This is a genomic window from Cupriavidus sp. 05T41 (assembly GCF_056396525.1).
Genome location: NZ_JBFTLQ010000007.1, coordinates 16,361 through 42,349 on the forward strand (window position 1 = coordinate 16,361; position 25,989 = coordinate 42,349).

A 25,989-nucleotide genomic window follows, 5' to 3' on the forward strand; every position below is an offset into this window, starting at 1 on the left:
TGCTAACGCAATCCGCGAAGGTAGGCCGGTGCCCGACATCGGAGTCCGCATAGCACAACTAGAACGAACGCATGACCAAGGGCATGAGGTGACCAAATGTCAATCGCGACTGTCAGCGTAGTGCTAACCGAAGAGTCACATTGGGCGGTAGAGTCCAGTGATAACGATGGGGTCCGCATCAAATACGCCTCTCGCGGAGAGGCGATCTCCGCCGGCTTGCAGATGGCAATAGACAAGCGGGCCGTCCTGAAGATCCACGCGAGGAGGATTAGTCCTGAATCGGCTCTATGACAAAGCCCTCGCGCTCAAGCTGGGGGGCAAGCGCGCGGGCAGTGGTCAGCGTGTCCGTGTGATGGCTTCAAGGACAGCGCCGCCCTTGGGCGTGATGCAGGGTCGGCGCCCTGAAGCGATTTCCCCCAGGTAGATAAGCTGGTGCTCGCGGAGCGCTTCCAAATCCGCGCGATCCAGTCCAGTGTGATCCAGGGCGCCTTGGACTAGCATGAGTGTCGCTACTTCATGGGGGCTCAGCATGCTTGCCTCTTATATTTTTGAACGGCAGCGGGGAACGTAGATTGCAACCATTGATCGAGACCGGTCTCCCGCTCTGCCGCCTAGGTTGCAACTTATGAGATCGTTGACCGCCAGGCGCCAATGCATTCAACACACTCCATTCCGGATCTTCAAGCTCTTTCCTGCTTATTAAGGGAAACCCCTCGGCTTGACCGGTGGGCGCGGGCATTTTTTCGTATTGTCATGTAGTGGGACTACGCAGCTCCTCGTCATGACGGGCAGCGGTGTGCCGACTAACCCATTTGCCTGATGGACGCAATCCAATACTTCTGCCACAGTGCTTTCCCGACTCCCTTGAGGGCACCATCCATGACCGTTGACTGGTTCCTGATTGACGCGCCTCGCGTCGTGCCGGACGAATTTTCCGCCTGGGAGGTGGCCGAGAGCCATTGGACAGAGCTGTTTTACCGGCTGCTCGACGCGAAGGCGGGCAGCCTCGCAGAACGTGAGCTAGAACACCAGGTAATGGCGGCCAAGCGGGAAGCCGATCGCCTTGAGCGGGTCGCCCGCGCGATTTGGGCGCGCGAGCAATGTCAAGGGCGGATGAGTGGGAGCGCCTAGGAGGCGATCTCCATCCAGCAGGAATATGCTTGCGAGAGTTGAAAGTACGCGTCTTCAGGGCCATTTACGCTACAGGCTTATTTCCCCCAGCGCGCCGCTGGCGCCCGGAATCACTATGATCGAAGTTCTTGCAGCCCCCCAACCGCCTGCCAAGGCCGTCTTCCAGCGGCTATGCGGGGTGGTAGACCAAGCCTGTCAGCAGCACTGCGCCCGATCTGCCGTCCTCGCCGCGCAGGCGCAGGGATTGAGCGGTGGTCGGCTGCCCGATGCAGGGGCGGAGCAGTACGCGTACACCGATGCAGACGGCAACCGTGTTCGTCTCCAGCTCCACCCTATGGACAGGCCCGGAGGGGCCGGCCTGTTGACACAATTGATCCTGACCCTCACCCCCGCCGACGGACTCACTCGCACCCATCTCCGACAATGCGAAGATCAGCCGACGGCATGATGCCCCGGCCTTAAGGCGCGCGCAGACACGGAGCGGAGGCATTCAACCAAACGGCCAATAGCAACGCTTCGTACGCTCCACTACCCTCCTATCTGCATTACTTTGATGGACGGCCCCGCCGCTGCCATTCCCGCTCTTCCCGATTCAAGCAGCGGCGGTTTTTTTGTTCGAGTGAATCACCAACCACTTCATCGACGCTGAGCCCTCACCTCGTTCCCCCAGGTCTGTCAGCCGCGTCCGTGGACTTACGATGCCTGGCAGCCCATGCTCCCGGCGCCCACCAAGTCCCGCATAACCCCGTCCTGCCACGCGTCATAATCGGCCGTGGCCGGCGCGTGAGGCACCACACAAAACGCAGCCAGCGCACTATCAAGCGCAGGCAGCTTGCTTGGCTGCGTCGAAGGTGTCGGCGAGCTTTCGCACCCGGAATCATCAGGGCGGCAATCCTCAGGCAAAGGCTTCGCATTCTTCAGTACCTTCTGGATGGCGTCGGGCCGCCTGCGCTCCACTATCCCGCGGAGACCTGGCCGGACTATGCCGGGGACGCGCCTGCGCGGTAGGACGATTCCCGACGGCGCGTTCGGCCGCCCTGGCCTAGGATTAAGAAGTCTCTTCAGGAGAAACTGAGATGCATAAGGACTTTGTAGTCTGTGCCAACCGTGCCGGTTGGGTGCTAAAGGTATGTGGCGCAGTCACCGCCATCCTCGAATTTGAAAGTCGAGACGAAGCGATGAGCTTCGGAAACGCCATAGCAGTCAGGAAGGGGGTCGACTTAGTGCTCGAGGAACAGAGTTCGTCACTGCCGTTGGCGGCATAGCCGGAGTCCCATCCTGGGAGGTCGTCGTGACACATAGGGGAAATTTCCACGTCATCCCTCATGGCAAAGGTTGGGACGTTAGGCAGGAGGGTGCCGTGCGGGCACGATTCCACTATGAGACCCTGGAAGATGCGATCAAGGCTGGGAGCGCACTTGCCGAGCGCGAAAAGGTCGAGTTGCTGGTGCACGACAGTGAAGGCCAAATTCGCTCTCGTAGTGATCTTGGCAACTGATCACCCCCGTCGCTAGGCCACCAGGATTAAGTGCGGAGACAGACATCCGCAGTGCTGGTACCGCTCGTATGCTGAAATCCCCAAGGGCCAGTTCCTTTAACCCGCCCATCCCCGTCGATCCACCGGCATCGACAGGGCGCTTTTCTTTTCAAAGCTGATCAGGAGCCTGCGCCGATTTCCCGACCCTGCCGCCGGGGTTGAAAGTCCCTTCAATGCGGGTATAGAGTCCCTTCAACTCAAAGGCTACTACCAACCCTACGGGACCTCTCCTATGCTTGAGGCACGCGTGTGGCGAGGGGGCATCATCCCCCGATCACACGCAGTGCCGCGACTTTCCTCCCCTCGGTCGCGGCACTTTCTATTTATCGCGAAACGCAAGGTGGCACTGCAGAAACTGGTGACCGGGGGAGGCTCTATCACGACAATGGGCCTGTCACCTTGGCCGTAGCCTGTGGGCCGTCGTCGTATGGCGCCCGCCGCGCCGCAGGCCTACAACGAAGGCATGCGCCCACCGGGAGACCACCATGCAGTCGCGCCAGCCTGCCCCTACCCTAGCAGACCTATCACCGATGCTGCTCACCGACCGGCAGGCGGTACCGAGCACTGGCGAATGGCACTGGGAGATCAAGTACGAAGGCTACCGTCTTCTGGCCACCACCGGCACGCCGACGCTGCAGACGCGCGGTGGCTCGGACGCGACACGCTGGTTTCCGGAGATCGCCGAGGCGCTGTGCAAGTTGCCACCCGGCAACGTCGTGGACGGTGAGGTGTGCGTCCTGAACGACCTTGGCATCAGCGACTTCGACCGCCTGCACCGGCGCGCGGCACGCCGCCGCTGGCACGTGGGCGCCGACCTGGTGGCCTACTGCGTCTTCGATCTGCTCGTGGCCGGCGACCGGGACTTCCGCGCGCAGCCGATCGAGAAGCGTAAGATCGCGCTGCACCGACTTCTCGGCGACAAAGGGCGCCCTTAGGCGCCCCCGGCGGCGGTCAATGACTGTTCCGTCCGGGCCTTCACCCCAGCCACCTCCAGCGCGCGCTTACAGTGTATCAAGGGCGCCTCAGCGCGCCTTCCCTCATAGGCAGGGATTAATGCGTCGTCAGCGAGTCGTAGGCCCGCTCGCAGGCTTGGCCGGCAATGCCGGCGACGTCAGCGTACCCAGCCAGGATTCCCGCGCGCTGGTCAGCCCGGCTGAGCACGTCGGCAAGCGTTCCGATAGGGCCACCTAGCGCAGCTTCATGCGACCCGCCCGAGCTCATGGATGCCGATCCGGCGCCACGCGAGCTACGGGCGAAGGCTGCCGAGTAGAGGTCCCGCACGGAACCCGATGGCCGCCTAGCACCGTGCTATGGTTGCGCCATCACAATGACCAACAACGGAATGCGGATGAAGCGAATCCTCGCTGTAGCGCTGATGGCCATGTCCGGTATGGCCTGGGCCACCCTGCAGATGGCGGAGGTCGTGATTATCGACGGCGAGCCGACCGCGCTGCTCGCCGAGCCACTCGCTCCACTGCTCGATCGACCGGAGGTCGCGAGCGGCCTACGCAGTCAGGTGGGTACCAGCCTATGCACCGCTAGCTGGCGCGGCTATCAGGGAACCTGGGAGATCCGGGACGATGCCTTGTATCTGGTTAAGCTCAACACTTCGCCCTGTCACGACCCCAGGGAGGTGCCGATCGGCACCGTCATTCCTGATGCAGCGGCACCTTTGAAGGCTACCTGGTTCTCTGGCGACCTCACGATTCCCATGACCACGAGGCGCAGGAATTGGCATCTGGAAGAAGGGTTCCTGCTTGAGCGCTACGAATTGCTCACGATTGCCGAGGGTGTGGTGAAGGAACGCAGGACCATTGAGCGGACAAGAGGAGTGCAGGGCAGCGCTCAAAAAGCTGTTGACCGATCCGCCGGAAAGCCTGCTGTACCTATTCAGCGGTGAGGATTGGAAGTGGCTCTATGACAACGCCCTCGCGCTCAAGCTGGAGGGCATCGTAGGGAAGCGCGCGGGCAGCGGCTACGCCTGCGGCAAGCGGAACCCGGACCGGATCCAATGTAAAGCGGTCGGACCGGCACGGTACTGTACCGACAGACTGTAGGCGCCGCCTTATAGTTGCGGCAGACGTGGTCCCCCAGTTCGAAGGATGTGCCTTCCAAGCGAAGGCCGGCCGCACCGCATCCACTACCGAACTGCTGAGGGACCCGTCGCAAACAGCCTGTTTGGAGGGCGTATGCAAGCCCAGAATCAGAGTGTGGTCCTCTATTCCGACGCGGCGGATGGTTGGTACTTCGCAGAGATTGACGGGATAGCCGTCTATCGCTTCGGCCCCTTCGAGTCACGCAAGATTGTCGAAGACCTCGTGCCGGTTCTTTTCCCCGAAGCTCCGGTGTTGGCATTGCTGGATCCACTGACCTCAGCCGATGACAACGCCATAATGATCCTTGCCAATGGTGGTCGGGTATCAGAAATCTCCAGCGAACACGCCACGTTGGCGGCGCTCCGGGAATCCCTGGCCCGCGTGCTCTCAAAGGTCGGTGAACTCGTCAAGCCCGGGCTTCGAGCACCGTGGAACGTGGATCGCCGAGCGCGAACGACGTCCGGCGTTGCTGAAACAGGAGAGTATCGACAGCCATAGCATCGAGACTACCGGCAGGCCGCCACCGCCGCCTCCAGCCTGATCTCGTACGCCGAGCGCTGCTGCCTCGCCACCAGCGCCGTCCGCCCCTTCGTGGAGGTACGCAGCCGGGGACCTGCTAGCGCCTTCACTTTGCACGGCAAGGCCAGCGGAACGGTCGTCCTGCATCGTGCCCCTCCCCGGCGCCGGCCTTCGCTTGTGATTCAGTACGCCACTGCTAGACTTATTTTCGCCCGGGCTAGAAGGCAAATCATGACAACGTTCCAGCGCGGCAACCTATTTATAGTCACGTCCGTAGAGGAGTTGCCTTCGGGGCGATACCGGGGATTCTTGACCCTATCCGGAGGTGATGAAGCCGATACACGGCACACCTGCGCAAAGTGCCGAGACAACCCGCTTGATGCCCGTAACGATGCGGATGCTGACGTTGAATACGCCTATAGGCAATACCTTTCCGCTCGCATTGGCGGCAGTCCAAGGCCGCACTGAACACTGGCCCCATGCTACGATTTTTCCTCGTTGAAACGGGGGCGCAATGGAGAGCCAGAAACGCGTGGGGTATCACGATCTGACAGCCTATACGCAGCTCCTGTCCTCCGGGAAGCATCAGAGGTTCGTCCTGGTGAAGCACCACACACTCGCTGGCATTGTTCAGACGGTCTTTCGAGCGGGAAGATCGACCACGGAGGAAGCTGAGGCGTTTGCACAAGCGGAAGCCAGAATGGAGCGTCTGATAGGACTTCTCAATGACTAGGCAATCGCCACCAACATCGACTCGCCCCGCCTTTTCGGCTGGTCGTTTCGTTCAGTGCATTAGTCAGGCCACGCTTCCACCGTTTTCCGGTGCCGCACCGCACATTCCCCCAACGCCCCCAGCAAGTCCCCCATAACCCATTCCTGCCAAGCGTCATAGGCGGCCGCCGCCGGCGCGTCCGGTACGACGCAGGGTGCAGCGAGCGCACTATCGAGCGGCGGCGGCTTGTTGGGTCGCGGCAACGGCTTCGGCGAGCTTGCGCACGCGGAAATCATCAGGGCGACAGCCAGCAGGCAAAGGCGATGCATTCTTGAAGTCCTTGCGGATGGCGTCCAGCTTGGCGCCCAGGATGGATTGGATGCCGGCAAACTCGCCGGCCTTTTGATGGATGAGTGCGCCGGCCTCGCGCAGGTCCTGCAGCGCCAGGTTGGCGCTGCCCAGGTCGGCCTGCGCGCGGGCGGCTGTCAGCTCGGCGAGCTGCGCATCCTTGCGCCAGCCGTTGACAACCCAGCCGGCGCCGAAGACCGCCACCAGCACGACGCCGGCAGCAATGGCCCGTCTCACATCAGGCATAGCTCTTTCTCCGTTTGACGCCGGGTCACCAGCCCCGGCAGCACGCGCCCCTTGGCCATGACCCAGCGCGACAGCTCAGCGCAGGCCCCGGCCACGTCGCCGGCATTGAGCTTGCGCAGCAGCGTGCTGCTACGAAACGCGGCCGGCCCGACGTTGTAGACGAACGAGGCCAGCGCCGCGCGCCGTGTGGGCGGCAGGGGCACTGTCACCGCCCCGTCGACCACGGCCAGCGCCTTGCCCAGCTCGCCGCGCATTAGCGCCTCACACTCGGCGTCGCTCTTGCGCTGGCCGAGCTTCACGCCGGCCGTGATGCCGCTGCAGATGGTCGGGATCCCGACGGGATCCAGATAAGCCACGTTGCTGCGGCCCTCATAGAAGCCCACCACCACCGTCGCGATGGCCACCGCGCCGCCGGCGAGCGCCGCCGCAATCCTCTGCTGGATGCCCATCTCAGCCCCTCCGCGTGCGTGCGCGCCACCACGGCCGAATGGCCCTGGCCCACAGCGAATGCGCGATCAACCCCAGTACGTAAAGCAGCGTGGCCGCGCTCGCCCAATCGGCCACCCCATACCCCATGAACGACATCACCGTCACCGGCGCCGCCGGAGCGACCTTCACCACCTCTGATGCCATTTCGGCTTGAATCACTTCTGTTCCCCGGAAAAGAAAAAGCCCGCACGCGGCGGGCTGAACAATGCTTTTTTTGTGAAGGTGGAGCGAACCGCCGAGGCTTACACCTCAGGCAGCAGCGCGGTTGGGTCATGCGCCGCGTACACGGCCTGCACCCCCACCTTTACCGCCTCGGGCGTGTCGTCGAAGAACTCGATGTTGCCGAGCGGCGTCCACGAAAAATGCTCGCCAATCAGCCCGCCATAGGCTTTCAGCTCATCAAAAAAGGTCGGGCCGATCGGCTTCTTTTCGTTGCTTTGGTTTTCAGGCATGACCCCTCCTTAGCCGTGAATCATCACGGTGTTGTTGGCACCACCGAGCAGGGTGGCTTGCGATGTCGACGAGGTGGAGCCGTACAGCGTCGAAGTGTGATTCCCCTCCGCCATCCCGTTCACCAGAGAGCCGCTGATGAACTGCTGACGCAGGAATGTGGTCCCCGAAATGCTGATCTCGGAGGCCGCCCCGGCCAGCGCACCATCGATATACGTGGCCGCCGTGGTGAGCCCGCCCGACGTGTTATTTGACAGGCGCCCCATCGCCTGAAACGTCCCGCCATCGCTGCCACTGAGCAGCTCATTCCAGACCAGGAACTCGACGCGCAGCGCGCTCGTCACCTCGGCCAGCGCGGTGTTCGTGAAAGCGACATCGGTCAGCAGCGTCGCAATGCCTCGCTTAAGCCGCCGGTTGAACCAATTCAGGCAAAACATCTGCAGCGCCGAGTCAACAAAGTTCTTGGCCGCCGTGGTGCGGATCAGGCCGACGAGCGTCCGCGAGGGATCCCCATTCTTGATCTGCACACCATTCGTATCCGTGGCGCGCACCGTCGTCGACGGTTCCAGCGCCATCACACCACCCGCCGTCATGTACGCATACACGTAGTAGTTGGTGCTTGCCGCCAGCCCGGTGTTGTCAATCGATACCCCGGCCGCCGGGATCTGTTGCGGCGCCCCGGCAATGATCAGGCCATTGCCATCGAACGCCGACAGCTTGAGCTGCGTGCCACTCACCACCGATAGGCGACACTGACCATGCCCACCACGCGGCAGCAGCGCCATGATCGCCTGCACCAGCTGGTTGCGCTTCGTTTCATCCGGCGCGATCCCGGCCTGCGCACAGACTGCCAACACCTCGTCGGTGATCGCGTTGCCCCAGCTCGCCGGGATCAGCGAGCCGATCCGGCCAATCGTGGCGTCCTCGTCGACAAACTTGCCGTCGACCAACCCGACGCCCGGGACACTTTTCGGGTAATCCATATCACTCCTCGTAGTTGAACAGGACGATCGTGTGGGCCGGCGCGTAGCGCTTCAGCAGACACTCAATGCCCTCGTTTTGGTTCATACCGAACCGCTCACCCCATTGCGTGACACCCCAGCGCCGCCCGCCCTCAATGCGGCGCCCGAGATTCACTGTCCAGAAAAACTGCTTTCCCCAGGTGCCAAAGCGGTCCCGCCCGAAGCGCGACCGCCCGAAGCGGGGCGCGCGATGCTCGGTGATCGTGGCGTCGAGATAGCCCTGCCCCCACGCGATCGACAGGAAATAGGGAATGCTTTGGCCACCCACCGCGACATGCCGGGCCCGAACCGCCTTGCGCCGATCCTCGAATGAGGGCGTCGCCCCCATGCACGGATCCGGCAGCGCCATGACGCGCTCCCAATCCGGCACCAGCTCGCGCACGGTGAGCGGATCCGCCTCCTCGATCATGTCGCCGGCCCGCGCATCGACGCGCGCAAACTCGGGCGCGAGGCCGGCGAGCAGCGCGTGAATCGCCGCCGCCTGCTCGACTTCCCATGCCGGCCCCGGTGGCAGCAGCGCGCTCAACTGCTGCGCGTATTCCGCGTCGGTCCTTACGGCAGCCATGCAATGCCTCCGAAGGTCGGGATCTCATTGACCGCCAGCACCACGCTGGCCGCCGGCGCGACCAGTTGGTGATCGTTCTCGCCGGGCGACTGACTGATCGCCTCACCCAGGTGCGTGCGGATCACCGTGACCCCGAGATCGCCCTCGCGCTTGAGCAGATCGCGCAGCGACTGCTCGATGGCCGCACGAGTCTGCGTGGTGTCGGGAATCGCCTTGATCTGGAAGGCGATCACCTTGGCCGCCGGCGCGAGCACATACAGCTCGGCCGTGACCGGGCGCGTCGCCTCGATGTGCGCCTTGACCTGGTCGAGCACGGCCTGCACCGGGATCGGGCTCGCATCGTTGTCGCGCACCACGAACAGCCCCACGGTGCCCGGCCCCATGTAGTTGCGAATGCACCAGGCGCGCGTGATGCCGGTGACCTCCAGCGCCCATGTCACGTAGTCGTCCGCTGCGCCGCCTTGCGGCACGATCTGGTAGGAGCGGATCACGCGCGAGCGCAGCGATTCGATCGTTTCCTGATCGGTGCCGCCCACGATCCCGCCCACCCCCACCACACCAGCAGCCGCGACGCCAAGCACGGGCGACACCAGCTCCATCGCCGCCCCCTCGGCCACGTCCCCGCCGCGGCCGGGATCCACCGCCGTCACCGTGACCGTGGCCTGCGCGCCGGCAAATTCGACGGGCGTGACCACCGCGTAGCGCCGGCCGTCCGGCGTCTGCAGGATCGTTCCCGCATCGATGACGGCCGGCGCCTGCCCATTCATGGCGACCGGGCCGGTGGAGGCGATCGCCTCGCCGCGCGGCGTTTTGAGGCGCAGCCTGGCGATGCGCAGCAGCATCTCCTCGTCACAGGTATCCGGCAGGATCTGGTCGGCCGCCCACTTGATATGACCATGCAGGCCGGACGTGGCGCCGGCATGCACGCGGCTGATCACGACCTGGTCGGAGCGGCGCAGCGCATCGACCGCCTTGGCGGTCAGATCCGCATCGGCGCGCTGCACGAGTTGCGGGAGTGTCGGAGTGCTAAACGCCATGCTGTACCTGCCAAATGTCATCGAAGTTGAACGGCGGCAGCGGACCGCCGTCGTCGGATAGCGTCACCACCAGGTTGACGCGCGTGCGGTCGGGCGTGGTCACCTGCACGTCCACCGTGCGCACCAGCTCGTCGTCGATCATCCACTGCAGCGCTTCGCGCGCGTACGCCTCGGCCGCGCGCAGCACCTCGGGCACAACCGTCTTGCGGCGCAGAAGCCAGAGGCGCGAGCCGATCCGGTCGCCGGCCACGGCCGGGAAGGTGTCGCCCCACCAGCCCATACGCTGGTCGTCGTCGAGCTGGTCGTCGGCCCCTGCGCGCCGCCAGGTGAACAGGCTGATCTCGGCCGCGCGATAGAGCAGCGCCTGCTGCGCGGTCGTCGTCATAGCTGCATCTCCCCGGTGATCGCGCCGGTTTCGGGATGCTTGTGGTGCAGCACCGGCTTGCCCGCGATTTCCACGTCAACCGCCGCCTTGACCTTTCCGCCGGCCTCGAAGTCCTTTTGCGTTGTCACCTTGGGCGCATTCAGCTCGATGGCCACCTCGGCGTTGACGCGAAAGGTGCCCGTGGTCAGCTCGGCGATCTTGCCGTTCTTGAGCACCAGCGCCTGCCCCTCGCCGGTGAAGATCGCCACCTCACCGGGCTGCAGGCCCTGCAAGCGCGCCCGGCGATCGGTGACCATGAGGGCGACACCGTGCGAGCGATCGCCGCCCAGGAACGCCACCAGCGCCTCGGCACCCTCTGTCGGGCAACTGGTGAACCCATACGGCTCAAAGTGCTCCACGTTGTCCTTCACCTCGCGCGCGGTGAGGCGCAGCTGCAGCGTCTGCAGCTTGCGGCCGGCGTTGGCCAGCACCACCCCGCCACGCGCGAGCATGCCTGTCACAAACTGGTTCATTTCCTTTTTTCCCAATCGGCCGGCAGCAGGTACTCGAAGTCATCCTTCCCCTTGCCGGTCTTGTCCCGTTTTCGGCGCTTGCTTGGATCCGGCGGCTCAGCCTCGAAACCATCCGGCGGCGCCACCGTGAGCTTTGCCTTAGTGCCGCCCTGGTTGCTCAGGCTGTACTCGATCTCGGTGATCAGGAGATCCCGGTCGAAGCCCACCAGCGGATCGACGACGCGCACGATCTGGTTGTGCCGCCATAGCGCCCCGTTGGACTGCCGCCAGCCTCGCACCTCATAAGTGGCCTGCAGCGCCTTGCTGATCCGGTTCTCGCGCTCCCACGCCACGCGCTGGCGTGCCAGCTCGGGCGTCATCTGCCCACGCTCGTGGAGCACCAGCACGCGCTTGCGCGGGATTCGCGCGTCTGTCGCTCGCGCCTCGACCTCGCTGGCCGCCAGGCCATAGACCTCATCCGTCCCGGCCCGCTGCCCCTTGCTGACGTACTCGGAAAACACATTCGCGAAGTCCAGCGGCGCGTCACCACTGAGCAGATTGACGCCGCGCTCAAGGCGATCGACCGCCCGGCCAGCACTACCCGGCCGGGCGATCACAAGCCGCCCCTGCGCGTCATCGGTGGACAACAGCCGAGACAGGCGCAGCAGCCGATCAATGGACTCGAACGCCGTCTCGCCAGGCTGGATCGTGTGGTCGGCGAGCGCCGCGTTGTCCTGCAGCTCACTGCGCACCGTGATGCCAAACGGTTGCGCGAGCGCCTGCACGATGCGCAGCACGCCCTGATTGCGCCACTGGCCGGGCGCGTTGTCAGCGCCACAGTCCACCAGATCGCCCGTCAGCGACCGGCCAGTCACCGAGGTGGAGATCTCCCGGCTATCCCACCGCACGGGCGTCGCATCGACCCAGCCGGTCAGCATCAGCTCGCCACCGATGCGGACCTCGCAGCGATCGCCCTGCCGGATCATGCGCGGCCGGTCACCGCCGCCCGGCCACTTCCACGTAATGCCGACCGAGAAGTCCCGCGCCTGGCGCTCGATGCCCGCCCCGATCCGCACGTCTTTCCAGCCGCCGTAGTCCATGCCGTTGACGGTCAGCGTTACCTCGCTCGCATCGCTCATTTCATGGCCACCTGCAGAGGCGCCGGCGGCAGAAAGCCGGGATGCGACGCACGGTTACGCACCACGATCTCGTCGGCCCGCGTGGCGTCGCCAAAGCGCGCATACGCGAGAACCAGCGCCGGCACCGGCTGGCCAGGCGTGACGGTCGTCAGCCTCACCGCCGGCCGCGCCACGGCCGCCAGGTGCCGCGACACCTGAATCCGCGCATCGGTCAGCAGCTGGTAGTGCCACTGCGGTGCGGCCTGCGCCTGCCCCCAAATCGCCTCTGTGACCTCTTCGCGCACGTCGAGCACGTCGTCAGCCACCGGGATCTCCGGCCGCTCGATCGGCTGCTGCACCTGCACGTCCACAGACGGGGCTGTCGGCAATGGCGCCGGCGCGGTGGCCACCGGCATCTCGCCCACCTCCTTGACGGTGTCGGCGATCAGCAGATCCTGCGTGAGCTTCACCGTGGCATCGTGGACCGCCGCCGCTGCCTCACCCTGCGGCGGCACGATTGCCGCGAGCGACGATACCGCCGAGGCCTTGCCGAACAGGCTACCCAGCCCACTGCCGAAGCCATCGAACGCATGGAAGGCGCCCGGCAGGTTGGCCATCACGCCGCGAATCGTGCCGGTCAGCTCGCCCGGCGCGTTGAGCACCAGGCTGGCGAGGTTCTGCGCGGTCCCGATCGCCGCGGCCAGCGGCGCGGCGTACTGCTGCAGCGCGCCGAACGTGCCGGCGGCGGCCTTGGACAGTTGCGCGACATTGACCTGCGCCGTGTTGACCGCGGCCATGGCCTGCTCGAAGCGTGTCAGCCCGCCCTCGGCCAGCGCCGCGCCGGCAGCGGAGGCCGCCTTGCCGGTGTTGACCTTGGCGGTCGGGTTGAGCAGCTCGCTCGACTCGGTGAAGGTCAGATCGAAGCGGGCCATGCCGCCCTCGGCGTAAGCGTGGGACATTTCGCCCTCACCCGCCGCGACCTGCATCGTGCCCAGCCACGGATGCACCAGCTCGCCAGGCCCCTCCTGCTCAAGCGCCTTGAGCAGGGCATCGCGCTTGTCCATATAGTCCGCGCCGATGACGAAGGCGGTGACCTTGTACGCCCGCGTTGCCCGCCCCATGTCCTCGACATAGGGCACGTTCTTGCCCGGGTATTCGTGCGTGACCGTGCGTCGCCCCACGGGCACCTTGTCCCCATCCACCTGGAACGGGACGCCGCGGAATGACGCCGGGCGCAACTTGTCGCGCCAGCTGGCCATGCTTTCTCCTTTAGGATGCCCCGGACAGCGACCGGAAGCCGACGCGCGGGGTCATGGTGAGCCCCGGCTGATTGGTATTGCCTGGATCGACACGGGTGCCCGGCGGCGCGTTCTCGAACCGCACCACCATGTCGCCGCGCAGCTGCTGCGCCTGGGCCGTCTGCCCAGACAGGGATGCCGTCCAGTCCCGCAAGCCCTGCGTGCCGGAGCGCACCCCGTTGCCGAGTGCCTCGGTGGCGGCCGGGCGCGAGTCCTGGAACAGCGCGCCGACCTTCTGACCGACCCACTGCGCGCCGCTCATCAGCGGCTCGATGTACGGCCGGACCCGGTCCCACAGGCCGCGGAACCACGCGACGATGGGCTCCCAGTTGGAAATGATCAGACCGAGGGGCGTGAAGTTGTAGAACAGGGCTTTGATGCCCTGCCACGCGACGCCAGTGACCGCTACCACCGCGCCCCAAAGCGCGCCGAAGAACTCCTTGATCGGCTCCCAGTTGCGGATGATCGGCGCCAGCACGGTCCAGTCCAGCGCGACCTTGATCCAGCCCCATGCGACCTCGGCGTAACCCTTGATCGCCGACCAGATGCCCGCGAAGAACGGCGCCACCGTCGACCAGTTGGCGATCAACAGGCCAGCCGCCAGCGCGATGCCGCGCACCACCAGGCCGACCGGAGACAGACTCAGGATGCCGTTAAGCAGCGCCATGGCGCCCGACACCCCCACCACCGCCAGCTTGAGCACCAAGAGGCCCGCAGCAGCGCCCAGGACGCCCTGAATCACGCCCGGGCTGGCATTGGCGAATGCAGCCACGCCATCGACCAGCGGGCCAGCCACCGCGAGGAAGTTATTGAGTGGCGGCAGCAGGATGTTGCCGACCGCGATGCCGACACCGGCGACCCGGTTCTGCATCAACTGCATGTTGTTCGCCGTGGTGTCCGCGCGGGCCGCGTATTCGGCCTGCATCGAGCCGGCGTACTTCGAGGCGTCACCCACCTTCTCGAAGTTGGCCTTGAGCAGATCCATGTTGGTGAGCAGCGGCGCGATCGCCCCGATGGATTCCTTGCCGAACAGCCCGTCGAGCACCGATGCCTGCTTCGACTTGTCCACCTTGCCGATGGCCGTCAGCACGCGCAGCATCGTGCCCTGCGCGTCCTTCTGCATATCTACGGCGAGCCGCTTGGCATCGAGTCGCAGCGCCTTGAACGTCTGCTGCTGCTCTTTCGTCGCACTGGTGCCCGAGGTGAGCGTGAGCATCATGTTCTTGATGCCAGTCGCGGCGATCTCCTCCTGCACCCCCATGCCCGCCAGCGTTGCACCCATGGCGGCGATCTGGCTGGCCGCGAAGCCGGCCACCTCGCCCAGGGGGCCGATCCGCGTCACGATCTCGGAGATCTTGTTCGCCTTGGCCGGCCCCGTGTTGCCGAGGTAGTTGATCTGGTCGGCCAGCGTGACCACCTCGGTCTGCCCCAGCTTGAACGACGTGCGCCAGGTGGCCATCATCTCGCCGGCCGTCGCAGCGCTCTGGTCGAACGCCACGCCCATCTTGACGGCGTCCTCGGAGAACTGCAGCAGCTCCTCGTGAGACTTGGCGAATCCGGCCTGGCCGCCGGCGGCGGTGATGGCCGCGATGTCCTTGGCGGCCATCGGCAGGCGCTTGGACATGTTGACGATGTCCTGCCCCATTTCCTTGAATTCGCCCGGCGTCTCGAAGTTGACCACCTTGCGCACGTCGGCCATCGCCGATTCGAAGTCGATCGCCGCCCTGGTCGCGGCGATCACCGGCGCCGCCAGGGCGCCACCCGCCAGCACGTCGCCGAACGAAAGGCTGCCCATGCCATCGGCCTTGAGCCCCTTCCGGAAACCAGCGAGGTTCTTGCGGATGCCTGCCAGCGTGGGCGACAGCTTGTCGACGCCGGTGATCAGCGCCTTGAGTTGAAACTTATCGGCCATCCCCTACTCCGTGTCCGGCACGCTTTGCCGGTTGATGCGCATGGCGTGGTCGTACTGCTCCGCGATGATGCTGACCGGCCGGTCGAGCACCACCTCGGGATCCACCTTCCAGAAGCTGGCAAGGTCGTACGCGACGCGGATCAGGTCGTCGGCGTCGGTGACTTGCCCTTGAAGAAAAAACCGGCGACCGCCCAGCACAGCGCATTGAAATCGGACAGATCGAGTTCGTCGACAGCCGACATCGGAATGCCGCCGCACTTGACCAGGTACTGCGCCGCGGCGGTCGGGTTGAGCTGCACGTTCTCGTCTTTGTCGATCCAGTACGGCATGGCCTTGATGACCCGGGCGTCGGCCGGCTTGGGCTCGCGCAGCACGATCTCGTCGATCGCCTCACCGTGCGCGTTGACGGGCTTGGTGAGCTTGATGGTGGTTGTCGTCATTGCCACTTGCCCTCCACGCCATTGAACTCGAGCGACACCTTGCCGTCATCGCCAGCAGCGGACGGCTCGCCGACCACGTAAGCGCCGGTGAGCACGTAAGTCTTTCCGTTCTTGAACTCGATCGTGACCACCATGTCGATCGCGTCCTGCAGCTTGGTGAGCGGGAAGTCCTTGGTGAACGACATGTCCGCCTTGATGTAGGGGACCAGATCCTCCTCTTTGATCATCCCGGGGCGGATGCTTTCGCGCTTGTACTTCGTGATGGGCGCCTCGCCCGCGCCCTGGCAATCGAACTGCGTACCGTCCGCCTTGACGTAGACGGTACCGGCAATTTTTTGACCCATATCGGTCTCCTAAAATGCAAACGGCCCGCACGATGGCGGGCCGCGAGGTTGAGACAGCCGGTGCTTACGCGGCGGCCTGGTCGGGGTACTGCAGGCGGAACTGGTTGAGCAGCGCGAAGACACGCAGCTGGTTCACATAGTCCGGCGGGAACAGCACGTTGACCCGGTTCGAATTGTTCGCGTCACGTTCCACCACCAGGTACTGCGCGAAGAGATCGGCGTTCTCCACGATGCCGTCACGCTCCAGCCGCATGTACGCGGCGATCAGCTCGTTGCGGATGATGGACGGGGTGACGATGGCCTGCCCTTCCCCGAACCGCGTGCCATCGTTGGCCAGCTTGTGACGCCCGAACTTGCTGGTGACGATTGAGCGCAGGTAGCGCACCACGTAGGCCGTGGTGTGCATCGTCTCGCTGTCGAGATACGAGTCGTCGGCCTGCCCGTAGGCGTTCTTCTGGTACGTCGTGATGGCGCGCTCGATGCGCAGGGTGCCATCGCCCGAGGCAAAGGTGGCGATGCCATTGTTGAGCAGCGCCTGACGCTCCTGCAACAGGAACCGCTCGCCGGCCGGCGCCGCGTCGATGCCAAGCAGCTGGCCGGTTTGCGTGGGGCGAGCCACGTCCGCCGAGATAAACACCGCCTGGCGCGCGACGAACGCCGCCGCCACTTCCCATACGGGCGAGGCCACATTGGCCTCGATGCCGCCCATGGTCATGTGCTGATCATTGCGCACCGAACCGGCCGCAACCAGCGCGCCGACCGCGCCACGAATCGCCGTGTAGACGTGGCCGTAGAGTTGCGCCATCCATGCCCAGCGCCCGGAGATGTCGCTCATCCAGTCCGCGCAGGCATTCAGTGTGGTGGAGTCGGTCCACGGTTGGCAGACGAACTCGAACTCTTCGTCACCCGCCCCCGCCAGCACCGCGTCCATGTCCGGATTGCCGGCACCTGACGCCATCGCCGTCACCGTGACGGTCAGGCCCGCCGGCGTGCGCTCGCCATTGGTCAGGCCGGCGCGGTTCATCTCCAGACGGATGTCGTTGCCGGTGGCACCCTTCCACTTACAGGTGACTGTCACGTCGGCGGTCGCCGCCACTGCCTTGGCGGGCATGTTGAGCGCCGCGTTGATGGCGTTGGCCAGCGCAGTGGCGACGGCCGCTGCTGCCATGCCACTGGCCACCGTCACCTGCAGCCGGCGGCCCGCGACATACACCGACAGGATGCCCGCCTCGGTGGCAGTGCCGGCGATCGCGAACTTGCCCGTCGCGGCCACGCCGGACGCCAGCTTGACCGGGAGCATCCAGATCTGCCCCATCGGATCGCCGAGGCGGAATTTGCGGTACATGGCGGAGAGCATGGAGCCCTCGCCCGTGATCGCATCGACGTCCGCCTGGCGCGTCGCCAGATACAGCTTGCCGGCCACCCCCGTCGCGTCGTCGCTGGCCTGCCCGATCAGCAGGCGCTTCATTGTGGCGGAGCCGCCGCCGGCCTGCGAGTTGTCGACCTCGGCGAAGAACAGCGGGACGCGGAGGTCGTTCGGAATGTTGCTGAATGGCACGGACATTACTTGCCCCCCTTACCCGTCTTGCCGGCCGGGGCCACTTCGGCCTCACTGGCTTGGCCCTGGACTTCGGCCACGCTTTCGACGGCGGCCCCCGGCTCGCCCTCGATCGTCACGTCGCCATCGTTGATGCGACGCACCCAGTAAGGAGTGCGGACCACGGCGCGCCCCTCGGGCGGCAGGTTGTCGCGGTATTGCGGATCCGGCACCACGCGCCCCTCAGCCGGGGTCACGTGGACCGTCTTGCGGTCAGCGTTCATGGTCATCCTTCGTCTAGCTCCACGCGGAGCACGGTTTCGATCCGGCCATCGGGGCCGGGCTTGTTCAGGTTGGGATCCGCCATCGGGTCGATGGCGTCGAGATTGATCGTGATGCCCTCAATAGGAGGCAGGCCCGCCAACTCCAGCTCCTCGAAGGTTTCCGGCGCACTCCCATGGCCCAGGGTCCACTCGCACCGAAACGTGAAGCGGTACAACACCCGGCCACGGTCGATCAGCAGCAGCTGGCCGCCGTCGTACATGACGCGTTCGTAGTCGTCGGACGGCTTCCAGCCGGCCAGCGCGCGCAGCAGCTCGGCGCGGATGTCATGCAGTGGATCGGCGACGGACTGACCACGCTCGTCGCCCGTCTTGAGCGCCACCACCACGTCGAACTCGTCGACGATGGCCTGGCGGATGCCGGTCTGCTCGGCGTTGTCACCGGGATCGTCGGCCGTCATCACGACATAGGCGGCCGGCATCGACAGCAGCGCGCTGTCGCGCACCACTTCGAACTCCAAGCCACCGGCCACGCGGCCGCCAAACGTCGGCGCGTAACGGCGTAGCTGGTCGATTACCGGGGAGAGTTTCATGGCAAGAAAAAGCCCCGCGCGCGGCGGGGCTGGTGAGAGGTTGTGGCGTTGTCACTTCACCCGCAGACCAGCCGCGAGCGCAGCACTCAAGAGATTCCGCACCGGCCCCGCCTGGGCTTCCAAGGCATCCGCCATGTAGTTGGCACGGGGCTGGACGCGGTACGGGCCGCTGGACTGGGCCTTGTGGTCCTTTCGCCTGGTCGCACCCCTGCGGACGCCGTAATACAGATAGGCGAAGTAGGGATCGCTCGCCGGCACGTCCTTGCCGGTCTTTGGCTCGATGCGCACCAGAAAGCCGGATCGGCTGACCTTGGCCCGGATGGACTTGGCCAGGCGCCCCGTCCGCCTGGACGGGTAGCCGCCCCCTTTGGATGCGCCCTGCTTCGTCACGCGGCCACGGGCATCTTTCACGACCAGGGCGCCCGCTTGGCGCATGGCGCGCCGAATCTGCTTCTTGTCGAAGTCGATCGAGCGATCAAATCCCTCGAAGCCTTCGACGTGCACATAAAAGCCGGACTTAGCCATGGCGCAGCTCCTCCACCTCGATCATGGTGAAGCGCTTGGCGCCGTTCATATGGGCCGCGCGCTTGACCCGGTAGACCGCGTCACCGTGTACGACTTCGTGCGCGTCGGTGAGCCCATCGAGGTAGCGGACGATCACGCGATGCGTGACGGCCGAGTCGGTGGCGGCGCTTTCCATGTACGTCGCCGCGCTGACGGGCACGACCTTGGCCCAGCGCGGCATCGTGGCCGGAAAGGTCTGCTCCACGTCGACGACGCCGACCGGCAGATCCAGCCGCCGGCGGATCTGCACCCGCCGATCCAGCTCCCCTGCGCCGGGCTCCCGCAAAATGGTGACTTCACTGAGCATCGCCCCTCCTAGAGCCCAATGCCGCAGCGGTAATCCGCCAGCAGCCAGTCGTACATGTTGAAATCGGACTCGGACAAGGTGGTGGCCGACACCTCGCGCTTGGCATACAGCTCGGCGAACAGCATGAGGATCGCCAGGCAGATGTCCTCGGGCACGGTCGCGAAGCCCACATCGAACTCGATCTGGAAGCCGGATCCCGCCGGCCACGCCTTGACGGGCCGCACCAGCAGCCCGCGCGCGACCTCCTCGGTGCGGTACGCCAGCAGCGGCACGGTCTGCCGCGCGCCGCTGGCGTCGAGATACGAGACCGACGTGACCGTCGCGGGCCCGTAGCCGCGCACCAGGATCTCGCCGAGCTGCTCGTCATCGTCGAGCAGCGCCCGATATTGCTGTGCACGCAGCGGCCGACGCAGGTAGGTTTCGGTCGCCCGCCGAACACCCGCGAGCCGAGCCTGCAGGTTGGGATCAGCGTCGATGCCGTCGATCCTCGCCTGCTCCATGGCCTGCGCCAGCGAGACCGGCTCGTCGGCAGGCTCCGTCACGGTCTCGTAACGCATGGTCAGCCCTGGGCGATCGACTCGGCGTAGGCGACCGCCTCTTTCGCGGTGTCGACCACGCCGGCCTTCTCTGCCGCGAGAGCGACGGCCTTGGGCAGCGTCACCACCTGATTGGGCGCACCGTGCTCGCAGTCCACCAGCACGCGTGCCTTGACGGGCACCGCAGCCCTGTCCGCCTTCTTGGCTGCAGCCTCCGCTGCAGCAGCCTGCTCCGCGGCGATGCGCGCCGCCTCGGCGCCGTTATCCTCGACACCGCCCACGGTACCGCCGTTGTCTTCGTTGGTTAGATCGCTCATTGCGACTCCTAAAGCTGGGTTGGTAGGGACGGCCCAGCCGGGCCATCCAGCGCGATCGCCTCGGCTTAGGTGGCCGAGTTCTGGTAGGCCTTGACGGCCAACAGGTCCATCAGGTTGCCGCCGCTGCGCGCCCAGGCCAGGAAGCCAACTTGACCTTTCGACGCATAGGCAGAATCGGCAAAGCGGAACAGCGTCACCTCGAGCGCGTCGCGGATCATGTACTTGTCGTGCTGGCCGTACGAGATCGATTTCGCGTTCGCCGCCATCGCGGGTACGTGGCTATTGAGGGTCACAGGCTTGCCGAGCAGCTCGTCGGGCGCGCCCTTGGTGATGCCGCCCTCGTAACCGGGCGTCCAGATCGGGCGACCGTTGGCGTCCTTGAGCTTGCGCACCACCTTGCGGGTGCTCTGCGCGAACATCCAGCGGGCGCCGGCCTGGTACGCCTCGTCGACCGACTCCTGCAGGTCAACCAGGTCATCGAAGCCCACCGAGGTGGTGCTGCCCGTGGCGCCGGTCTTGCCCACCGCGGCCGCCGTGATCAGGCCCGTCGGCTCGCCGGTGCCGGTACCCACCGTGAACTTGCGGTTGGCCGCGCGCGAGATGCGGGTGGCCATGCGATTGAACGCCAGCGACTCGATATTCAGCGTGCTGTCCTGCAGCAGCTGGATCGGCACCGTGATGATCTTGGAGCCGAACATGTACACGTTGAGCGGTCGCGTGCCGAAGGAAATGTCGGCCGTGCCCGCCTGGGTGTTCTCGGGGACGATTTCGCCTTCCTCGGTGGTGCCGTCCGTGGTCGGAAAGCCCATCGGGTTGCCGGTAGCCGTGCGGATGGTCTCCGCCACATCGCGCATGCCACCATAAGCCGACATCGCATCGATGAAGCGGGTTGCCACGTCGGTTTGCACGGTGTAGCCACCTTCGGCGGGCGTGGTGGTGGACATGGTGTTGCGCACCAGCTGCCATTCGTCAGACGTCAGCGCGGTCGGACCATTGCGCAGCCACTTGTCGAAGAGCGCACGTGCCTTGGCGGTTTGCGGGTCGACCGCCGCTGCCGGCGGCGCAGCACCGCCACGGCCGGGCTCTTGGCCGGTGATCTCGTTAAAGGCGTTGTCGGCCTCGATGTCCAGCAGCCGCTGGTGGTTCTCGATCTCGGCATTCACGGCCTCGATCTGCGCCAGCAGGTCATCGTATTTCTTCTGGTCATCGGTGGACCATTTGGCGTCGCCCTTGCTGGCCAGGATGTTGCGAGCGTCGCGGGCCAGTGCCGCTTTCTTCTCGCGCAGTGCTTGGATCATGTGTTCTCCAGAGATGGAAATGAAAAAGCCCGCCGTGGTTTCCCAGGGCGGGCGGTTTGGCAACGCGAGAGGCGTTACGCGGCTTCGAGCAACCGAAGTCGCCGCGCGTTGCTGGCGGCGATCTCGGCAAGGTCCGGCTCGTTGGCCGGCGGCGCAGTGAGCGCTGCCGGTGCGTTCTGGTAGGCGGCGAGGTTCCATGCCTTGGCGTCGCCGCCCGACTTCGCCGCGGGCACGACGCGGTCGACGAAGCCATGTTCTTTGGCCTCATCGGCGGTGAACCACGTTTCGGCGGCCATCCACGCGACGATCTGGGCCTCGTCTTTGCCCGTCTTGCGCTTGTAGTCGGCCACGATGGTGCCGTCGACCTTATCGAGCAGCGCAGCCATTTCCGTCATGGACGCCTTGTTGCCGATGGCCACCGCCCAGGCGTTGTGGATCATGAAGAACGCGCCCTCGCTGATCTCGACCTCGCTGGCGGCCAGGGCAACGTAGGTGGCCGCGCTGGCGGCGATCCCGTCGATGTGCGCGATGACCTTGCCCGGATAGTTGGCGATCGCGGTGGCCATGGCGCGCCCGTCCATCACATCGCCGCCGGGCGAATTGATGCGCAGATGCACCACGTCGGCCGTCATGGCAGCCAGCGCCTTGGCGAACCCATCAGCGGGCACGCCCCAGTCGCCGATCACGTCGTACAGATACAGCGTGTCGCCCTCGGCGCGAATGCCTGGGCCGGCTTTGGCTTCGTTACGCAGCAGCTGACTAAGCCGGTTCTTGAGTGCCTTCATTTGGCTTATCTCCGTTGGGTTTCGCCACAGGGGCAAAGAGCTTGTCGCCACCCACGATGGGCGGCATGTTCTCGATCGCGCGGACTTCGTTCGGCACCATCCAGCCTGGTGATTGCGTACCACCGAGCGCGGTCTTAAAGAATTCGGCACGGCTTTTCTGATCGCCACGGCGCAGGCCATCGACATTGAATTCACCGAAGTACTTGCTGGTGCGGAAGAGCTTGCGATTGACTTCCTGCTCGTTCCGATTGGTGTAGGGCTGCAGGGTGTACATGACGAAGCCGATCCCCTGCTGCTCGATCCCACTGCCCCAGTTGGTGGCCCCTTCCGGATCGCCGACCATAAAGGGCGGCACGCCGAACGAGCGGCAGATGTCGGCGTTGGACATCTTCAGCTGCTCGATGAGCTGCGCGTCGGCCATCGACATCTGGATGGTCTTGAGCGTCACGCCCTCGGTGAGCACCATGGGCGCCCCGACGTTCTGGTAGCCGCGATACTTGCGCTCAAACTCGCTGCGCATCATTTCGCGCTTGTCCGGATCCATCTTCTTGTCGGTCTGAAAGAAGAATGGCGTGTGCAGCCCCTGACTCATGAACCGCCCACGGAATTCGTCCGTGGTCAGGTTGAAACCGATTTGCTGCTTGGCCGCGTACTGGATCACCGAGAGACTTCGGCGCCCGTCAAAGCCGAAGCCGGGGAAATGCAGCACGTCGTCCTGGTCGTAGCCGCGGCGCACGCCCAGATCCTGCACGTAGTACGCGAGCCGGTCTCCCTTGCGCTCGACCAGCACATCAGCCGGATGATGCGGCACGACCTGAACCGGCGTGCCGGCGCTGTTGCGCCGCAGGGTGGCGAAGCCGTCCCCGTGGAACAGAATCGACTTGATGATGTACTCCCAGAACGTCGCGGCCGAGAAGCGCGGCGTGGGCTGCTCGTTGAAGAGCCACCACAGCGGCGTCTCCCATCGCTGCCGCCCGCCGCCGGCGGTGCGCTCGTAAAAATGCAGAGGCAGGGACGCCATGGCGCCGGCAATGAGCCGCGTGCAGGCGAACACCATCGCCACGCGCGCGGCCGTGTCTTCGGTCACGGCCTTACCCGCCGCCGAGGGTTGCCCGCCGCCGCCAAAGTACTCCATGAGCGTCGGGTCCGACGATTGAACGATGACCGACTGATTGTGAAAGGTCGGCTCCACCCGCCCCGCCGGCGGCTCGTCGGCCGGCGGGGAATCTGACGCCACGCTGGCGCCGCGCAAAAAGTCAAAGAAGCCCATATCAGTCCAAGGTGGCGTAGCCGCTCTCAATTTCGTTGGATTCCGTCACACCGACGAGTCGGCCGACAGCCATCACGCCGGCCACGATGCCGTCGATGCGCCCGGTCGCGCGCTGCTTTGACAACTTCCGGTTGCCCGCCGGGTCTTCCTCGGTGACCGCATTCGCGGCGTTCCATGTCATCACCGGATTCCCGTCGTGCGCCAGCAGCTGGTCGAGCAGAAGCCGCTCGAACTCGTCGACAGCCGGCCCCATGTCTTTGAAGCCCTGCCCGAACTTGTAGAACGGCGGCAGGCTCAGCCCCTCCTGCTCGATGAGCGCCTCGTAATCCTCGACACGCCACCGATCCGCCGCGATCTCGCGCAGATCGAACATCGCACTGACCTCGGCGAGCCGGCGCAGCACAAACAGCTTGTTGATGGCGCGGCCCGGCACCGCCTCTAGATACCCAGCATCCCGCCAGGCCAGATACGGCACGCGATCGCGCTCGGCCTTTTCGTGGAGACCATCACCCGGAAGCCAGAAGTACGGGATGATCCGCGCGATCGGGTCATCGTCGGTCGGGTCCAGCGCCACGACGAGCGAGGTCAAATCCTGCGTGCTGGAGAGGTCCAGTCCGGCGACGCCGGAGCGACCGTAGAGCGACGCAAGCGTCGGCGGCGGCTTGGGCTGGCAGGCAAACCACAGATCGGCACCAATCCACGGCGAAGCGGCCTCCGTCCATTCACAGAAGCAAAGGCGCCGCACGGTCGCCTCTTTGGACGGCATGCCGCGCGCCTGCGTCACCTGTTCGCGCAGGTACTTCATGCCCGGGATGCCATACGCGAGGCTGGGATTGGCTTTGCCCCAGCACGCCTCATCCTTGAACGGATCGTCGCCCTCATCGAGCGCACAGATGAACGCGAAGAAGCTGTCGTCGGACAACGAGCCGGCACTGACCTTGGCGCCGTAGTCGTGGTAATCCCAGCACACCGTGCGCTTGTCGGTGCCGCTATTGGTGATCATGAAGATCAGCGCCTGGCGCCGACTCTTCGTGCCGGCCCGCAGCATTTCGACGACGTGCGGACCCTTGTGTTCGTGCACCTCGTCGAGCAGCGCGATATGCGGGCGCGGCCCCGACTGGCCATCGTCGGCGCTGACCGGCCGGAAGAATGACGACGTGGGCAGATACGAGAGGTTGAATTCCCGCATGGCGCCGCCGGACTTTTCGATCCGACTGGCCAGGAGCGGCGACTGGTCGACCATGGCCACCGCATCGCGGAACAGGATCTGCGCCTGGTCCTTTTTCGTCGCCGCCGCGTAGATCTCGGCGCGCGATTCACCATCGGAGGTCAGCCCATAGAGCCCGATGCCAGCGGCCAGCGGTGACTTGCCGCTGCCCTTTGCCGTTTCGACGTAGGCGACGCGGAAACGCCGGTAACCATCGGACCCCTTCCAGCCAAACAGCGAGCCGATGATGAACGCTTGCCACGGCTGTACGTCGAACGGCTTGCCTTCGTAATCGCCACCGTTCAGGCAGAGTACATCCTCGAAGAAGCCGATGGCGCGCTGGGCCGCGGCGAGATCCCACACCAGCCCGCGAGCCGGCCCCTCCACCAGGTCGCGCAAATGCCGCGAGCACGCGGCGCGCACATGCGGCCCAGCCAGGATCTCACCGGCCACGACCGCATGCGCGTATGCGGTCGTGCGGTCATCATCCACCGAAGTACTTGCTGGCTTTTTCCCTTTCGTCACCACGGAACAACTCCCCTTGGCCGCCCGCCGGCAGCTGCACGCGCGCACGCGCCGAAGGGTTGAGGCCGAACAACGCGCCGGAGGAGCGCATGCGCTCTTCCGCTCGGTTGGCGATCTGCATCCAGACGCTGATTTGCTTGTAGCCGCTCGGCGTGGACTCGATGTAGCCCGCGTCCCGCTTCGCCGACTTGCCGCGCGCGCTGTTCTTCACCTCTTGGATCATGCCGCGGGCGTGCTTCCAGTCGGCATACGCCTGGCAGTACACGGCCAGCTCGCCCTGGTCGAGCTTGTTGATGAGGCCGAGCATGTAGAGGTCCGGCGCCAGCTCGTCCCACACTTCGCGCGCCGCATCGTCGAGCACCTCGGGACATTCGGGCGCATCCGCCACCAGTTCCCACTGCACGCCGGACTGCGTGATTTCGCTCAGCGGTTTTTTGCTTCGGTTGCCCTGGATCAGATGCACCGTCGCGGGCAACGCCTTGCGCCCGGAGTTTGAATTTCCAGCCATCGCTACCTCCCCTGTTTGCTATACCCCCCTCCCATATTTCCCGGTCGTACAAAGAAAGGGAGGCACGCGGTGTGGAAGGGGCGGCGCCAAAAGTTTTTTACCCCCCCACCCCCTCGGGAGG

General features: G+C 65.2%; 35 protein-coding genes. 7 read left to right on the top strand and 28 right to left on the bottom strand.

What is annotated here, in order from left to right; all coding sequences use genetic code 11:
* Nucleotides 1-96: 96 nt before the first annotated feature.
* Entirely contained in the window at nt 97-291 is a 195-nt protein-coding gene (locus tag AC1DKV_RS05950) for a DUF2188 domain-containing protein (RefSeq protein WP_441616148.1), read from the top strand.
* 45 nt (nt 292-336) lie between these two features.
* Here AC1DKV_RS05950 and AC1DKV_RS05955 read toward each other — a convergent pair whose 3' ends face one another.
* Nucleotides 337-531 (bottom strand): hypothetical protein, encoded by a 195-nt coding sequence (locus tag AC1DKV_RS05955; protein WP_441616150.1) that lies wholly within the window; start codon nt 529-531, stop codon nt 337-339.
* Nucleotides 532-879: 348 nt separating this feature from the next.
* On the opposite strand from AC1DKV_RS05955, the gene AC1DKV_RS05960 reads away from it, so the two are divergent.
* The 4 genes from AC1DKV_RS05960 (at nt 880) to AC1DKV_RS05975 (ending at nt 3,603) form a co-directional block, all read left to right on the top strand.
* Nucleotides 880-1,131 (top strand): hypothetical protein, encoded by a 252-nt coding sequence (locus AC1DKV_RS05960; protein ID WP_441616152.1) that lies wholly within the window; start codon nt 880-882, stop codon nt 1,129-1,131.
* Nucleotides 1,132-2,207: 1,076 nt separating this feature from the next.
* Nucleotides 2,208-2,396: a DUF2188 domain-containing protein gene (locus AC1DKV_RS05965; RefSeq protein WP_441616154.1), complete on the top strand. Its 189-nt coding sequence runs from the start codon at nt 2,208-2,210 to the stop codon at nt 2,394-2,396.
* Nucleotides 2,397-2,422: 26 nt separating this feature from the next.
* Nucleotides 2,423-2,629 carry a DUF2188 domain-containing protein gene (locus AC1DKV_RS05970; RefSeq protein WP_441616156.1) on the top strand — a complete coding sequence of 69 codons (207 nt, stop codon included), beginning with the start codon at nt 2,423-2,425 and terminating at the stop codon, nt 2,627-2,629.
* Nucleotides 2,630-3,198: 569 nt separating this feature from the next.
* The gene (locus tag AC1DKV_RS05975; protein WP_441616158.1) at nt 3,199-3,603 is read left to right on the top strand and encodes an ATP-dependent DNA ligase; all 405 of its coding nucleotides are present in this window, start codon (nt 3,199-3,201) and stop codon (nt 3,601-3,603) included.
* A gap of 115 nt (nt 3,604-3,718) precedes the next feature.
* Here the strand turns inward: AC1DKV_RS05975 and AC1DKV_RS05980 are convergent, their stop codons facing one another.
* The gene (locus tag AC1DKV_RS05980; protein WP_441616160.1) at nt 3,719-3,889 is read right to left on the bottom strand and encodes a DUF2514 family protein; all 171 of its coding nucleotides are present in this window, start codon (nt 3,887-3,889) and stop codon (nt 3,719-3,721) included.
* Nucleotides 3,890-4,016: 127 nt separating this feature from the next.
* On the opposite strand from AC1DKV_RS05980, the gene AC1DKV_RS05985 reads away from it, so the two are divergent.
* Nucleotides 4,017-4,568: a hypothetical protein gene (locus AC1DKV_RS05985; protein WP_441616162.1), complete on the top strand. Its 552-nt coding sequence runs from the start codon at nt 4,017-4,019 to the stop codon at nt 4,566-4,568.
* A 289-nt stretch (nt 4,569-4,857) separates the two neighbouring features.
* Complete coding sequence (locus AC1DKV_RS05990; RefSeq protein ID WP_441616164.1) at nt 4,858-5,262, top strand: hypothetical protein; 405 nt, start codon at nt 4,858-4,860, stop codon at nt 5,260-5,262.
* A gap of 961 nt (nt 5,263-6,223) precedes the next feature.
* Here the strand turns inward: AC1DKV_RS05990 and AC1DKV_RS05995 are convergent.
* The 26 genes from AC1DKV_RS05995 to AC1DKV_RS06120 all read right to left on the bottom strand — a co-directional run bounded on the left by AC1DKV_RS05995 (nt 6,224) and on the right by AC1DKV_RS06120 (nt 25,868).
* A complete protein-coding gene (locus tag AC1DKV_RS05995) occupies nt 6,224-6,553 on the bottom strand; it encodes a hypothetical protein (protein ID WP_441616166.1) in 330 nt (109 codons plus the stop codon).
* Nucleotides 6,554-6,576: 23 nt separating this feature from the next.
* Nucleotides 6,577-7,038 (bottom strand): lysozyme, encoded by a 462-nt coding sequence (locus tag AC1DKV_RS06000; protein WP_441616168.1) that lies wholly within the window; start codon nt 7,036-7,038, stop codon nt 6,577-6,579.
* A 1-nt stretch (nt 7,039) separates the two neighbouring features.
* Nucleotides 7,040-7,237, bottom strand: coding sequence for a hypothetical protein (locus AC1DKV_RS06005; RefSeq protein WP_441616170.1), 198 nt, complete (start codon nt 7,235-7,237; stop codon nt 7,040-7,042).
* Between the two features lie 83 nt (nt 7,238-7,320).
* Nucleotides 7,321-7,530, bottom strand: coding sequence for a hypothetical protein (locus tag AC1DKV_RS06010; RefSeq protein WP_441616172.1), 210 nt, complete (start codon nt 7,528-7,530; stop codon nt 7,321-7,323).
* 9 nt (nt 7,531-7,539) lie between these two features.
* Nucleotides 7,540-8,511 (bottom strand): hypothetical protein, encoded by a 972-nt coding sequence (locus tag AC1DKV_RS06015; protein ID WP_441616173.1) that lies wholly within the window; start codon nt 8,509-8,511, stop codon nt 7,540-7,542.
* A 1-nt stretch (nt 8,512) separates the two neighbouring features.
* The gene (locus AC1DKV_RS06020; protein ID WP_441616175.1) at nt 8,513-9,115 is read right to left on the bottom strand and encodes a YmfQ family protein; all 603 of its coding nucleotides are present in this window, start codon (nt 9,113-9,115) and stop codon (nt 8,513-8,515) included.
* The gene (locus tag AC1DKV_RS06025) at nt 9,103-10,152 is read right to left on the bottom strand and encodes a baseplate J/gp47 family protein (RefSeq protein ID WP_441616177.1); all 1,050 of its coding nucleotides are present in this window, start codon (nt 10,150-10,152) and stop codon (nt 9,103-9,105) included. The genes AC1DKV_RS06020 and AC1DKV_RS06025 overlap by 13 nt, the downstream gene beginning before the upstream one ends.
* A complete protein-coding gene (locus AC1DKV_RS06030; protein ID WP_441616179.1) occupies nt 10,142-10,537 on the bottom strand; it encodes a phage GP46 family protein in 396 nt (131 codons plus the stop codon). Before AC1DKV_RS06030 ends, AC1DKV_RS06025 begins: the two co-directional genes overlap by 11 nt.
* Nucleotides 10,534-11,049, bottom strand: coding sequence for a phage baseplate assembly protein V (locus AC1DKV_RS06035; protein ID WP_441616181.1), 516 nt, complete (start codon nt 11,047-11,049; stop codon nt 10,534-10,536). The genes AC1DKV_RS06030 and AC1DKV_RS06035 overlap by 4 nt, the downstream gene beginning before the upstream one ends.
* Nucleotides 11,046-12,167, bottom strand: coding sequence for a phage baseplate assembly protein (locus AC1DKV_RS06040; RefSeq protein WP_441616183.1), 1,122 nt, complete (start codon nt 12,165-12,167; stop codon nt 11,046-11,048). The genes AC1DKV_RS06035 and AC1DKV_RS06040 overlap by 4 nt, the downstream gene beginning before the upstream one ends.
* The gene (locus AC1DKV_RS06045; RefSeq protein ID WP_441616185.1) at nt 12,164-13,405 is read right to left on the bottom strand and encodes a DNA circularization protein; all 1,242 of its coding nucleotides are present in this window, start codon (nt 13,403-13,405) and stop codon (nt 12,164-12,166) included. The genes AC1DKV_RS06040 and AC1DKV_RS06045 overlap by 4 nt, the downstream gene beginning before the upstream one ends.
* Before the next feature lie 10 nt (nt 13,406-13,415).
* Nucleotides 13,416-15,356: a phage tail tape measure protein gene (locus tag AC1DKV_RS06050; RefSeq protein ID WP_441616187.1), complete on the bottom strand. Its 1,941-nt coding sequence runs from the start codon at nt 15,354-15,356 to the stop codon at nt 13,416-13,418.
* Between the two features lie 140 nt (nt 15,357-15,496).
* Nucleotides 15,497-15,796, bottom strand: a complete 300-nt coding sequence (locus AC1DKV_RS06055; RefSeq protein ID WP_441616189.1) for a phage tail assembly protein — start codon at nt 15,794-15,796, stop codon at nt 15,497-15,499.
* On the bottom strand, nt 15,793-16,140 hold the full coding sequence (locus AC1DKV_RS06060) for a phage tail tube protein (protein ID WP_441616191.1): 348 nt from the start codon (nt 16,138-16,140) through the stop codon (nt 15,793-15,795). Before AC1DKV_RS06060 ends, AC1DKV_RS06055 begins: the two co-directional genes overlap by 4 nt.
* Before the next feature lie 64 nt (nt 16,141-16,204).
* Nucleotides 16,205-17,704: a phage tail sheath subtilisin-like domain-containing protein gene (locus tag AC1DKV_RS06065; RefSeq protein WP_441616193.1), complete on the bottom strand. Its 1,500-nt coding sequence runs from the start codon at nt 17,702-17,704 to the stop codon at nt 16,205-16,207.
* Nucleotides 17,704-17,961 carry a DUF2635 domain-containing protein gene (locus AC1DKV_RS06070; RefSeq protein WP_441616195.1) on the bottom strand — a complete coding sequence of 86 codons (258 nt, stop codon included), beginning with the start codon at nt 17,959-17,961 and terminating at the stop codon, nt 17,704-17,706. The genes AC1DKV_RS06065 and AC1DKV_RS06070 overlap by 1 nt, the downstream gene beginning before the upstream one ends.
* 2 nt (nt 17,962-17,963) lie before the next feature.
* Nucleotides 17,964-18,551 carry a phage tail terminator protein gene (locus AC1DKV_RS06075; protein ID WP_441616196.1) on the bottom strand — a complete coding sequence of 196 codons (588 nt, stop codon included), beginning with the start codon at nt 18,549-18,551 and terminating at the stop codon, nt 17,964-17,966.
* A gap of 51 nt (nt 18,552-18,602) precedes the next feature.
* On the bottom strand, nt 18,603-19,076 hold the full coding sequence (locus AC1DKV_RS06080) for an HK97 gp10 family phage protein (protein ID WP_441616198.1): 474 nt from the start codon (nt 19,074-19,076) through the stop codon (nt 18,603-18,605).
* Nucleotides 19,069-19,422 (bottom strand): phage head closure protein, encoded by a 354-nt coding sequence (locus tag AC1DKV_RS06085; RefSeq protein WP_441616200.1) that lies wholly within the window; start codon nt 19,420-19,422, stop codon nt 19,069-19,071. Before AC1DKV_RS06085 ends, AC1DKV_RS06080 begins: the two co-directional genes overlap by 8 nt.
* An 8-nt stretch (nt 19,423-19,430) precedes the next feature.
* The gene (locus AC1DKV_RS06090; protein ID WP_441616202.1) at nt 19,431-19,979 is read right to left on the bottom strand and encodes a head-tail connector protein; all 549 of its coding nucleotides are present in this window, start codon (nt 19,977-19,979) and stop codon (nt 19,431-19,433) included.
* A gap of 2 nt (nt 19,980-19,981) precedes the next feature.
* Nucleotides 19,982-20,275 (bottom strand): hypothetical protein, encoded by a 294-nt coding sequence (locus AC1DKV_RS06095; protein ID WP_441616204.1) that lies wholly within the window; start codon nt 20,273-20,275, stop codon nt 19,982-19,984.
* Nucleotides 20,276-20,340: 65 nt separating this feature from the next.
* Nucleotides 20,341-21,573 (bottom strand): phage major capsid protein, encoded by a 1,233-nt coding sequence (locus AC1DKV_RS06100; protein ID WP_441616206.1) that lies wholly within the window; start codon nt 21,571-21,573, stop codon nt 20,341-20,343.
* A 74-nt stretch (nt 21,574-21,647) separates the two neighbouring features.
* Nucleotides 21,648-22,358 (bottom strand): head maturation protease, ClpP-related, encoded by a 711-nt coding sequence (locus AC1DKV_RS06105; RefSeq protein WP_441616208.1) that lies wholly within the window; start codon nt 22,356-22,358, stop codon nt 21,648-21,650.
* Nucleotides 22,333-23,628, bottom strand: coding sequence for a phage portal protein (locus tag AC1DKV_RS06110; protein ID WP_441616210.1), 1,296 nt, complete (start codon nt 23,626-23,628; stop codon nt 22,333-22,335). The genes AC1DKV_RS06105 and AC1DKV_RS06110 overlap by 26 nt, the downstream gene beginning before the upstream one ends.
* Nucleotide 23,629: 1 nt before the next feature.
* The gene (locus AC1DKV_RS06115; RefSeq protein WP_441616212.1) at nt 23,630-25,363 is read right to left on the bottom strand and encodes a terminase large subunit; all 1,734 of its coding nucleotides are present in this window, start codon (nt 25,361-25,363) and stop codon (nt 23,630-23,632) included.
* Entirely contained in the window at nt 25,320-25,868 is a 549-nt protein-coding gene (locus AC1DKV_RS06120) for a P27 family phage terminase small subunit (protein ID WP_441616214.1), read from the bottom strand. The genes AC1DKV_RS06115 and AC1DKV_RS06120 overlap by 44 nt, the downstream gene beginning before the upstream one ends.
* Between the last annotated feature and the right edge of the window lie 121 nt (nt 25,869-25,989).